We start from the raw sequence: 11,836 nt of genomic DNA, 5'->3' as shown, positions 1-11,836 counted from the left end.
TTTCTTGCCTGCTTCAGAACTGCTCCCTCGGGCGCTGCTCGCGGCGCCCCCTGTTTTTTATCCTTCTGGCAAGCGTCAGCGCCCTGGCCTTCGCCCAACCTGACGTGTCCATGACCGTCTACGGCGAACCTCCCAGGTATGCGGCGGACTTCCAGCACTTCGACTACGTCAACCCGGATGCCCCCAAGGGCGGCAGCCTGCGCCGCTCATCCCAGGAAACCGACCTGTTCACCTACCTGCTGCCGTACGTCGACAAGGCCACCGGCGTGTCGCAGCTCGATACCTGGGTATTCGAGCCGCTCGCCTACCGTTCACTGGACGAGCCCTACAGTGTTTATGCCCTGGTGGCCGAGAAGATGGAGCGCGACCCGGACAACCGCTGGGTGCGCTTTTTCATCAACCCAAAGGCACGTTTCCATGACGGCCACCCCATGACCGCAGAGGACGTCAAATTCACCTTCGAAACATTGATGACCCAGGGTTCACTGAGCTACCGACAGTTCTATGGCTTCGTCGAGAAGGCCGTGATCGAAGCTCCACTGACGATACGCTTCGACTTCAAGGAAGGCGCCAACCGCACGCTACCGCTCGACCTGGCCAGCATGCGGGTGTTGCCGCAGCACTGGTGGAAAGACCGCGACTTCCGCAACGGCGGCGGCTACGAGCCACCGCTGGGTAGCGGGCCCTACCGGGTCAGCAAGGTGGAGCCCGGACGCAGCGTAGCCTTTGAGCGCGTGAACGATTGGTGGGCAAAGGACTTGCCCGTCAGCCGCGGCCTGTACAACTTCGATCAGCTCGTCGTGAATTTCTACGGCGATATCGAGGTGTCCCGACAATTGCTGATTGCCGGCGCCTACGACTACAACCGCGAGTACTCCGCAACCGGCTTCACCATCCGCTATGACAGCCCTGCCTTGCGCGATGGCCGGCTGCAGAAGGCCATCCTGGCCAGGGGCAAACCCACGGCGCCACAGGGCTTTGCATTCAACCTGCTCAACCCGATCTTCCAGGACCGCCGGGTGCGCGAGGCACTGACCCTGCTCTGGGACTTCGAATGGACCAACAAGCAGATGATGCGCAACTTCTATACGCGCCAGCACAGCTACTTTCCCAACACCGAAATGGCTGCCACCGAGCTACCGACCGCGCAGGAGCTGGCCATTCTGGAACCCTTGCGGGGGCAGATTCCGGATGAAGTCTTCAGCCGGGTATACCGGGCACCTGCGACCGACGGCAGCGGCTTCGTCCGCGACAAACAGCTCCAGGCGCTGACGTTGCTGCAGGAGGCCGGCTGGCGACCGAAAGGGGATAAACTGGTCAACGCCGACGACCAACCCCTGGAATTCACCTTTCTCGACGGCCAGGGTTTCGATCGTATGCTGCTGCCCTACAAGCGCACCCTGTCGCAAATCGGCATCACCCTGAACCTGCGGCGGGTGGATACCTCGCAGTACATCAGCCGGGTCAACGGCCGCGATTACGACATGATCGTCACCGGTTTTCCGCGCAGCGGTATTCCCAACCCCTCCCCAGGCAGCGATCTCTACGACCTGTTCGGGTCCAGCAGCGCCACCTCGGTGGGCAGTTCAAATGCCATGGCGTTGCAAGAGCCGGCCGTCGACGTGCTGATCGCCGGCCTGGTCGACGCCACCAGCCGCGAGGACATGGTCCTGCATGCCCGCGCGCTGGACCGGGTCCTGCAATGGAGCCACCTGATCATTCCCAACTACTACTCGGACGGGACGCCCACCGTGCACTGGAATCGATTCGGCCGGCCGAAAATCGAGCCTGCGTATGACGTGGGCCTGGAAACTTGGTGGGAGGTGAGCCCCACCGCGCTCACCAACGAACAGATGGCCGAACGCCTGAAGGACACTGCGCCATGATCAGCTATCTACTAAGGCGCATGGCGCTGGTGGTGCCAACGCTGCTGTGCATCATCGTGATCAACTTCATCATCGTGCAGGCGGCGCCCGGTGGGCCGGTGGAACAGGCCATGGCCCGCATGCAGGGCTTCGGTGGCACGGGCGTCGGTCAGGCAGCGCCTGAAACCGGCAGCGTTTCGTCCGGCGGCAGCCGCGCCAGCCGTGGCCTCGACCCGGAGCTGATAAAGGAGCTCGAACGCCAGTACGGCTTCGATAAGCCACCCCACGAGCGGCTCTGGCTCATGCTCAAGAACTACGCGTCCCTGGATTTTGGCACCAGCTTTTTCCGGGGCGCGAAAGTCACCGACCTGATCCTGGAAAAACTGCCGGTATCTCTCTCCCTCGGGCTGTGGGCCACCCTCATCACCTATCTGGTGTCGATCCCGCTCGGCATCCGCAAAGCCGTCAGGCACGGTAGTGCCTTCGACGTCTGGAGCAGCACGGTCATCATCGTGGGTTACGCGGTACCGGCGTTCCTGTTCGCCATGTTGCTGCTGGTGGTGTTTGCCGGAGGGAGCTATCTGAGCTGGTTTCCGGCCGTGGGGCTGACGTCCGAGCATTTCGAGGAGCTGAGCCCGGCAGGCAAGGTCATCGATTACCTGTGGCACCTGGTGCTGCCGGTATCAGCGCTGGTCATCGGTGGCTTTGCCACCCTGACCATCCTCACCAAAAACAGCTTTCTCAACGAGATCAGCCGCCAATACGTGGTGACCGCCAGGGCCAAGGGGCTTACCGAACGGGCGGTGCTCTACCGCCACGTGTTCCGCAACGCGATCCTGCTCGTCGTGGCCGGACTGCCCACCGCGCTGATCGAGGTGTTCTTCGCCGGTTCGCTGCTGGTCGAGGTGATCTTTTCCCTCGATGGCCTGGGGCGAATGGGCTATGAGGCAGCGCTGTACCGCGACTACCCGGTGGTATTCGGCACCCTGTTCATCTTTACCCTGTTCGGGCTGCTGGTAAAAATCATCGGTGACCTCAGCTACACCCTGATCGACCCACGTATCGACTTCTTAGCGAGGACCGCCTGATGCCTGCTCTCTCGCCGATCAATCGCCGCCGACTCCAGCGCTTCAAGGCCAACCGCCGCGGCTGGTGGTCGCTCTGGCTGTTTACTGCGTTGCTCGTCATCTGCCTGTGCGGCGAACTGGTCGCCAACGACAAGCCGCTCCTGCTCAGCCACAACGGCACGCTCTACTTTCCGATCTTCAAGCCCTATCCGGAAACCGAATTCGGCGGGCAGTTCCCCTTTCCGCCGGATTACCGCAGCGAATACGTGCGCCACCTGATCGAGGATCACGGTGGCTGGATGCTGTTCCCGCCGATCCCGTTCAGCTACGACACGGTGAACTACGACCTCACGGTCCCCTCTCCGAGCCCACCCTCCACGGAGAACTGGCTGGGCACCGACGAACAGGCGCGCGATGTGCTGGCACGCCTGCTTTACGGCACACGGGTATCGATCCTGTTCGCGCTGGCACTGACCCTGATCAGCGTCATCGTCGGCGTGACCGTCGGCGCCCTGCAGGGCTATTACGGCGGAAAGGTCGATCTGTTCGGCCAGCGGCTACTGGAAATCTGGTCGGGCCTGCCGGTGCTCTATCTATTGATCATTCTCTCGGGCTTCGTCGAGCCCGGCTTCGGCTGGCTGCTGGGCATCATGGCGCTGTTCTCGTGGATGGCGCTGGTGGACGTGGTGCGCGCCGAGTTCCTGCGCGGGCGTTCCCTAGAATACGTGAAAGCCGCCCGGGCGCTGGGCCTTTCGGACCGCATGATCATGTGGCGCCACATCCTGCCCAACGCGCTGACCTCCACCATGACCTTCGTTCCCTTCATCCTCACCGGGGCCATTACCACCCTGACCGCGCTGGATTTCCTGGGCTTTGGCATGCCGCCTGGCACCGCTTCGCTGGGTGAGCTCATCGGCCAGGCCAAACGCAACCTGCAAGCCGCCTGGCTGGGCCTTACCGCCTTCGCCGCGCTGGCGACCATTCTCAGCTTGCTGCTATTCATCGGCGAATCGGCCCGCGACGCCCTTGACCCGAGGTCCGCATGAACCAAGACAACCTGATTGAAATCCGTGACCTGAGAGTGGCCTTCGCCGGGCAGGAGGTGGTTCACGGCATCGACCTGGACATCCGTCGCGGCGAATGCCTCGCGCTGGTCGGCGAGTCCGGCTCGGGCAAGTCGGTGCTGGCCCACTCGCTGTTGCGCCTGTTGCCCGCGTCCACCCGGACCTCCGGAGCCATCCGCTATGCGGGCGAAGACCTGCTTGGAGCCTCGGAAAAACGGCTTCGCGAATTGCGCGGTAACCGAATCGCGATGATCTTCCAGGAACCCATGACATCGCTCAATCCGCTGCACACCGTCGAACGGCAGATCGGCGAGATCCTGTCTCTGCACAAGGGGCTCACTGGCAAGGCGGCACGGGCGCGCAGCGTGGAGTTGCTGGAACTAGTGGGCATCCGCGAGCCGACCGCACGGCTCAACGCCTATCCCCACCAATTATCTGGCGGCCAGCGGCAGCGGGTGATGATCGCCATGGCGCTGGCCAATGAGCCCGAGCTGCTGATTGCCGACGAGCCCACCACGGCGCTGGACGTGACCGTCCAGGAAACCATCCTGCTGCTGCTCAAGGACCTGCAGGCGCGCCTCGGGATGTCGCTGCTACTGATCAGCCACGACCTGAACCTGGTGAGCAAGATCGCTCAACGTGTCTGCGTGATGCGCCAGGGCAGCCTGGTGGAGCAGAACGAATGCCGCAGCCTGTTTTCTGCGCCGCACCACCCCTATACCCGCCTGTTGCTCGATGCGGAGCCCTCCGGCGACCCGCTACCCTCACGCAGTGACGACACGCTGATCCGGGCCTGCGGCCTGCGTGTCTGGTTTCCCCTGCCCAAGCCGTTGTTCAGCCGCCAGCAGCGCTACGTCAAGGCTGTGGATGGCATCAGCTTCGAACTCACGCGCGGGCGTACCCTGGGCATCGTCGGCGAATCCGGTTCGGGCAAGTCGACCCTCGGCCAGGCGCTGCTGCGCCTGGTGGGTTCCCAGGGCGAGATCCACTTCGGAACCCAGCGCCTGGATGCACTGAGCGCGAAGGCCATGCGCCCACACCGCAGGCACCTGCAAGCGGTGTTCCAGGATCCGTTCGGCAGCCTGAGCCCGCGCATGTCGGTTGAACAGATCATCCGCGAAGGCCTGGACATCCACCGCATCGGGACCGTGGCCGAGCGCGAGCTCGCGGTGATCCGCGTCCTGCAGGAAGTCGGCCTCGATCCGCAGACGCGCCATCGCTATCCCCATGAATTCTCCGGGGGCCAACGCCAGCGCATCTCCATCGCCCGAGCGCTGGTCCTCGAACCCGAGGTGATCCTGCTCGACGAACCCACCTCGGCGCTGGACCGCACCGTGCAGAAGCAGATCGTCGACCTGCTGCGCAACCTGCAGGCGGTACATGGGCTGACCTATCTGTTCATCAGTCACGACCTGGCGGTGGTCCGCGCCCTCGCCCACGACCTCATGGTCATCAAGGACGGTATCGTCGTCGAACAAGGCGATGCCCGGCAGATTTTCCAGGCACCGAGCCACCCCTACACACAGGAACTGCTGCGTGCCTCTGGACTGGCCGAGCAGCAATCCGCAGCCGGCTGGGCGAGGACGGCAATCTGATGGGGCAGCGACCGGCCTGTGCTCGACTGCACGCGCGGCCGCCGCCGCGCCCCAACCATCGAGGTCATTGCGGAAGTAACCTCAGCGGTCAATCTTTAATATCGGTTTCACGGCGTCCGGCCTGTGAATTGGGATGAAAAGGGGCCTGGTTCCGCTGCCCCTGCGGACCACCCAACCTGCGTCACAATTCGTCGAAGCACATGACCATCGCCAATAAGCTGGCTAACGCCTTGCTCCTTCACGGTTTCTTCTAAGGATGGTCTGAAGCAGCCTGTATTTCCGGTCGACTTCAGCCTGCGCCGTTTTTGAAAGCGGAAAACCGATCCAAAATGATCAGTTCGCCCACCGATATCGGTGTTTATGGCCGCCGCGATAACTTCGCCGCAGCCATTTCCCACATTACAGGCGCACCTCTCCTGCATTCGCCAGCAAATGTCTGCGAGCCATCCAGAGGTTCGACAGGGCGAACAGCGTCACCAGTTGCGCCGTGTTCTTCACCAGTCCGCGGAAGCGCACCTTGGTATAACCAAACTGCCGCTTGATCACCCGGAACGGGTGCTCGACCTTGGCGCGCACCTGAGCCTTGGCTTTCTCGATCTTGCGCTTGGCTTTGTATAGCGCACTGCGTTTATCGAGCTTCTTGTAGGTGCTACGTCGTGCCGCCACCTGCCAGATAACCTTCCGATCAGCATGCTCCGGACGTTTCTCAACGCCAATGTAGCCCGCGTCCGTACAAACTACGTTCTCGTCGCCATGCAGCAACTTGTCGACCTGAGTAACGTCCGCAACGTTGGCCGCCGTACCCACTACGCTGTGCACCAGGCCAGACGTGTCGTCCACGCCGATATGCGCCTTCATACCGAAGTGGTGAGTCGACCGCAGGAACTGCCCCCACAGCCGCTCGCAGAACCGTACGTGACACTCTCGCGTCATACGGCTCCCGTTATCCAACCTTGTTGCCCAGCCACTCGCCAGTGATGGAACAGTCGGGGTGCCGCCATACGCATCTTTTCCACCCATCGGCTACCACGCCGCTTCCGCCTGTGAAGGGCCTTGTACTTTCGTCGGGCCCAGCGTTCAAGTGCGCGGTCAATGTGTTGGAAGATGCCAAGCATGGACGTCCGATAAAACGAGCCATAGTAGTGCCACCACCCCTGTATCACCGGATTGTATAGCCGAGCCACATCGGCCAGCGTCACGTGGGTTTGACTATTGAGTCGCCACCTGCGCACCGTTTGCCGCATCCGCTTCAAGGCACCCTCGCTCGCTCCCGGAAGGAAGCTCGTGAAAAGCCTGCCTTCTTTGCTGAGTGCCTTCCTCGGCCTGAACATAAAACCCAGGAAGGTGAAGCTCACATGCAGATGCTGTTCGGTACGGTTGCTGTCCTTGCAATACACGATCTTCGATTTCTCAGGATGCATCGTCAGCCCGCAGTCCGCTAGCCGTGACGCGATGGTTCGCATCATATATTCCGCCTGCTTCCGACTACGGCAGTGAACCACCGCATCGTCTGCATACCGGGCGAACGGACAGTTCGCGCTGGTGCGTTGCATCCACATGTCGAAGGCGTAGTGCATGAACAGATTCATCAGGATTGGACTGACTACTCCTCCTTGCGGAGTGCCGCGGTCGCGTGGAACGCAAACGCCGTCCTTCGTTTCGAACGGAGCAACCAGCCACCGCTCAATGTACAGAAGAATCCAGTCTTCCTTGATGTGGGCGCGTACCGCTTTCATCAGCAGCCCATGATCAATCTGATCGAAAGCCGCCTTGATATCAAACTCCACGACCCAGTCATATCGCCAGCAGCGTTCACGAGTGATTGCCACGGCCTGCTTCGCCGACCGTCCAGGCCGATACCCATAAGAGTCCGGATGGAAGATCGAGTCCAGCTCTGGCTCGATGAGAAGCTTGACTACGGTTTGCGCAACACGGTCAGAGACCGTGGGCACTCCCAGCTTGCGCATGCCTCCCGACGCTTTGGGAATCTCCACCTGCTTCACCGGCGGCGGGAAGTATGATCCCGACGACATCCGGTTCCACAGCTTGTAAAGATTCTTCGACAGGCCCTGCTCGAAGTCGGCAATGGTTTCATCGTCGACGCCAGCAGCACCACGGTTAGCTTTAACCTGCTGGTATGCCTCCCATACCGTGCGCTTCGCTAATCCATAAGGTTTCGCCGATATCATGCTGCTCATCCCCGGAGGTTGACAGCATTCGTCGGCAGGATAACGCCGCCCCTTCGCTCCACCGCCATTACAGAGGCTTCATCACTACTACGGGAGGCTCCGCCCCTCGCTCCAGCATCGGTATTCTTCCTCATGGTGTTGGCCATTTGTCATTTTCCTTCGCATCTGGAGCAAGGTTCTCACGTTCCATACCAAAGCCTATATGGAGATCATGCCGCCTATACACCGGCTGCCATCGGGTCCGTAAGCAGGTAACGCCCCGACTCGTCCTGAAGCCAATACTCAACCTCAGTTTCGACAGCACCTTGGGCATAACGATGCGTCATCGGACGGTTTGCTTTCGCTCATCTTCTCCATACTCACCTGCCACCCTCAGGGGTGACTTTTCCTCGGTCGCTCACCACCACGCCTTTTGGGCGCAGCAGCACCGGGTGGTTTGAAGTCCGCTCCTGCAAGCCGACTTCGGAAGGCCTACTTCCATCTTCGGTACAGCATCACAGGTCAACTGACCTGTGTTCGTGACACACAATATTGGTTTCCCTTCTTGGTCTGGTGCATCTCCGGGTCGCGTTTGCCATCTTTATTCTTCGTCGAACTCGGCGCATTGATCAGCGTGGCATCGACGATGGTGCCCTGGCGCAGCGACAGGCCACGGTCGCCAGGTAGCCGTTGATCACGGCCAGGATTCCAGCAGCCAGTTCGTGCTTCTCCAGCAAACGACGGAAGTTGAGGATGGTGGTTTCGTCCGGAATGCGCTCCAGGCTCAACCCTGCGAACTGGCGCAGAATGGTGGTCTCGTACAGCGCCTCCTCCATCGCCGGATCGCTGTAGCCGAACCAGTTCTGCATCAAATGTACGCGCAGCATCGCCATCAGCTGATACGCCGGACGACCACCTTCACCCTTGGGGTAGTGCGGCTCGATCAGGGCAATCAAACCCTTCCACGGCACCACCTGATCCATCTCGATCAGGAACAACTCTTTGCGGGTCTGCTTGCGCTTGCCGGCGTACTCGGCGTCGGCGAAGGTCATTTGCTTCATCGGGAAACTCGGGCAACGGGATCGGCGTATTTCACCAGATTCGGGAAGTCTTTTTCAGACCATCCTTAGGTCTCGCCGCCCGCAGCATGTAGCAACGGCTCAATCCCCCTGACAGAACTGCAGAATCGCCTCGGCCACCGCCTGCGGCGCTTCGCGCTGGGGGAAATGGCCGACGCCTGGCAATAGCTGTCGGTGGTAAGGGCCGCTGAACAAGGCCTCGCGGCCCGCCGAGGTTTCCGGTGCGTTGCAGGTATCGGCTTCGCCGTGCAGCACCAGCGTCGGCACGGCGAGCACCGGGGCCGGTTGCAGCAGCGCCTCGTCCGATGCATAGGCAGGATCGCCGTCGACGAAGCCCCAGCGGTGGCGATAGGAATGCAGTACCACGGCAGCCCAGTCCGGATTATCGAAAGCTTCCAGGGCCTGGATAAAATCCGCCTCGGCGTACCAGCCGGCCGGTGACCAGGTATCCCACAGCAGCCGCGTAAAGGCCGCACGATCCTCGGTTACCGTCTGCTCCCCGCGCGGGGTGGCCATGTACCAGTGGTACCAGTAGTTGCGCGCCTGGCTTAGCGAGATGTGCTGGTTCGGGTCATTGGTGCCATAGCCCACCGCGAGCATTACCAGCCGTGCGGCGGCGTGATGGCGCAGCCCGCAGGCATTGGCCACCGCCCGCGCGCCCCAGTCGTGGCCGACCAGCACCGGCTGGTCGAGGCGCAGCGCATCGATGAAATCCAGCAGATCGCGGCCCAATGCGGCCAGCTGGCCGCTGCGCGGGGTCAGTGGGTCGATAAAGCGCGTCTGCCCGAAACCACGCAGCGTCGGGCAGAGCACCCGGTAGCCGGCAGAGGCCAGGCGCTCGGCGACCTCGGTCCAGCTCTCCGCGCAATCCGGCCAGCCGTGCACGAGCACGGCCACCTGTTGGCCACGGGGATTCCATTCGAGATAAGCGATATCCAGCACCGGCGTGCTGACAAAGGCATAGCGACTCATACCGGCGTCTCCTTACGTTGGTCGAGCGGTCAGCATAAGCGTTCGTCTGGGTAAAAAAAGCAGGCCCGTCTCATCTGGACGGGCGCCGCACGGTTGACCGATAAGAACCTGGGCGGGAGCACACTGCGCCCGCTCAGGCGGATGGTTTGGCGTCAGGAGCGGTTGGCTGCCTGGGCCGCCTCGATCAGCTCGACGCCGATCTCGCTCTCGAACTTCTTCCACACCGGTTTCATCGCCTCGCGCCACATCGCGCGTTGCTCGGGGGTCAGCTCGATGATTTCGGTCTTGCCGGAGGCGGCGATGGTCTGGCGCGCCTTCTGATTGAGTTCGTCCGCCTGGCGGTTAACCTCGACGGTGACCTCAGCCATGATCGCTTCCAGCTCGCTGCGCACATCATCCGGCAAGCCTTTCCAGAACTTGGTGTTGGTGATCACCATGTAGTCGATCAGGCCATGATCGGACGCGGTCATGTACGGCTGTACCTCATGGACCTTCTGGCTTTCGTAGTTCGACCAGGTGTTCTCGGTGCCATTGACCACACCGGTCTGCAGGCCCTGGTAGACCTCGGCGAAGCTCATCTTGCGCGGGTTGGCGCGTACCGCCTTGAACTGCTCGTCGAGCACCGCGGAGGCCTGCACGCGGAACTTCAGGCCGCGCGCGTCCTTGGGTTCGCGCAGCGGCTTGTTGGCCGAGAGCTGCTTGGTGCCGTTGTGCCAATAGGCCAGACCGGTGATGTTCTTGTCCTCCATCGCGGTCAGCAGCGCCCGGCCCTGCGGGCTGCTCTGGAAGCGGTCGGCAGCGGCCAGGTCGTCGAACAGGAACGGCAGATCGAATATCTGGATGGCCTTGGCGTAATGCTCGAACTTGGCCAGCGAAGGCGCCAGCATGTGCACATCACCCAGCAGCAGGGCCTCCATTTCCTTGCCGTCGCCGAACAGCGAGGAGTTCGGGTAGACCTCGACCTTCACCTTGCCCGGCAGGCGTTCCTCGGCGAGTTTCTTGAACAGCAGGGCGCCCTGCCCCTTCGGCGTGTTGTCCGCCACTACATGGGCGAACTTGATGGTCACGGGATCGGCATGCACCAGTCCGGCGACGGTGAAAGAAAGCGCGCAGGCGAGTGCCTTGAGCTTGTTACTCAGCATGGAAGTACCCTCTTGTTTTTGTCGGTTGGTACGTTTCGCAGGCAAGCGTTGCGGTCAGGGCACCGCTTGTCCGGCACGTTGCAGCAGGCGACGGGCACGGCCGATGACGGGGGCGTCGACCATCTGTCCGTCCACCACGAAAACCCCATCGCCGGAAGCTCCGGCGGCGAGGATGCGTTGCGCCCAGGCCAGTTCCGCGGCACTGGGCATCAGGGTTTCGTGCACCACCGCCACCTGGCTCGGATGGATGCACAGCAGGCCGCCAAAGCCCATGTCACGCGCATCGGCAGCGGCACGGGCGAGGCCTTCGAGGTTCTTGATGTCGGGAAAGACGCTATCCAGCGGTGCTGCCAGCCCGGCCAATCGCGACTGCAGCAGCAGCGCATAGCGTGCCTGGTCGAGCATGCGCTCGGCGCCGGCGGTGCCATTGGCCAGGCCGAGATCGAGACCCAGGTCCAGCGCGCCGAAGGACAGCCGCTCGACACCCTGGGCGTGGGCAATTTCCGCCAGATTGGCCAGCCCGCGGGCACTTTCGACGATTGGCCAGACCGGCTTGCCGTAGCTGGCCGCCAGCGCAACCTGCACCGCGCTTTCGACCTTCGGCAGCAGCACGCCGGTGACGCCGGCATGACGGGCACAGAGCGCGAGGTCCGCGGCCTGCTCGGCATGGGTTGGCGCGTTGATGCGCACCAGCAGGCGCGCCGCCGGGTTGGCCGCGAGGAAGGCATCGAGGTTACCCCTCGCCTCTGCCTTAAGGTTCTCTGCGACCGCATCCTCGAGGTCGACGATGACCGCGTCGGCGCCGCTCGCCAGCGCCTTGGGAATGCGTTCCGGGCGGGTCGCCGGGACGAACAGCGCGCTACGGATGATCGATGAGTTCATGG

The 11,836-nt window shown here is 62.3% G+C and carries 8 protein-coding genes and 2 pseudogenes; 4 read left to right on the top strand and 6 right to left on the bottom strand.

The window, feature by feature from the left end; all coding sequences use genetic code 11:
- Positions 1-110 precede the first annotated feature (110 nt).
- From CXK91_RS00145 to CXK91_RS00130, 4 genes are read left to right on the top strand one after another with little or no spacing between them, the layout of a single operon-like run.
- Complete coding sequence (locus tag CXK91_RS00145; RefSeq protein WP_413787562.1) at positions 111-1,886, top strand: extracellular solute-binding protein; 1,776 nt, start codon at positions 111-113, stop codon at positions 1,884-1,886.
- Positions 1,883-2,953, top strand: coding sequence for a microcin C ABC transporter permease YejB (locus CXK91_RS00140; protein ID WP_011912865.1), 1,071 nt, complete (start codon positions 1,883-1,885; stop codon positions 2,951-2,953). Before CXK91_RS00145 ends, CXK91_RS00140 begins: the two co-directional genes overlap by 4 nt.
- Complete coding sequence (locus CXK91_RS00135; protein WP_011912864.1) at positions 2,953-3,978, top strand: ABC transporter permease; 1,026 nt, start codon at positions 2,953-2,955, stop codon at positions 3,976-3,978. Before CXK91_RS00140 ends, CXK91_RS00135 begins: the two co-directional genes overlap by 1 nt.
- On the top strand, positions 3,975-5,591 hold the full coding sequence (locus CXK91_RS00130; RefSeq protein WP_011912863.1) for an ABC transporter ATP-binding protein: 1,617 nt from the start codon (positions 3,975-3,977) through the stop codon (positions 5,589-5,591). The genes CXK91_RS00135 and CXK91_RS00130 overlap by 4 nt, the downstream gene beginning before the upstream one ends.
- A 399-nt stretch (positions 5,592-5,990) precedes the next feature.
- On the opposite strand, the pseudogene CXK91_RS00125 reads toward CXK91_RS00130, so the two are convergent.
- From CXK91_RS00125 to CXK91_RS00095, 6 genes and pseudogenes are all read right to left on the bottom strand, one after another.
- A pseudogene (locus tag CXK91_RS00125) lies at positions 5,991-6,461 on the bottom strand (IS5 family transposase); the annotation flags it as partial.
- Between the two features lie 59 nt (positions 6,462-6,520).
- Positions 6,521-7,789: a group II intron reverse transcriptase/maturase gene (gene ltrA, locus CXK91_RS00120; RefSeq protein WP_020309288.1), complete on the bottom strand. Its 1,269-nt coding sequence runs from the start codon at positions 7,787-7,789 to the stop codon at positions 6,521-6,523.
- Between the two features lie 519 nt (positions 7,790-8,308).
- Positions 8,309-8,820 (bottom strand): annotated as a pseudogene (locus CXK91_RS00110) (IS5-like element ISPst5 family transposase); the annotation flags it as partial.
- Between the two features lie 99 nt (positions 8,821-8,919).
- Positions 8,920-9,810 carry an alpha/beta fold hydrolase gene (locus CXK91_RS00105; RefSeq protein ID WP_103454417.1) on the bottom strand — a complete coding sequence of 297 codons (891 nt, stop codon included), beginning with the start codon at positions 9,808-9,810 and terminating at the stop codon, positions 8,920-8,922.
- Positions 9,811-9,962: 152 nt separating this feature from the next.
- Complete coding sequence (locus CXK91_RS00100) at positions 9,963-10,952, bottom strand: TRAP transporter substrate-binding protein (RefSeq protein WP_102833643.1); 990 nt, start codon at positions 10,950-10,952, stop codon at positions 9,963-9,965.
- Between the two features lie 54 nt (positions 10,953-11,006).
- Positions 11,007-11,834, bottom strand: coding sequence for an HpcH/HpaI aldolase/citrate lyase family protein (locus tag CXK91_RS00095; protein ID WP_103454416.1), 828 nt, complete (start codon positions 11,832-11,834; stop codon positions 11,007-11,009).
- Between the last annotated feature and the right edge of the window lie 2 nt (positions 11,835-11,836).

Source organism: Stutzerimonas stutzeri, from assembly GCF_002909485.1.
GTDB lineage: Bacteria > Pseudomonadota > Gammaproteobacteria > Pseudomonadales > Pseudomonadaceae > Stutzerimonas > Stutzerimonas stutzeri_AH.
Note: the sequence above shows the minus strand (reverse complement) of the source record. Positions and strands in the feature narration are given on the sequence as shown.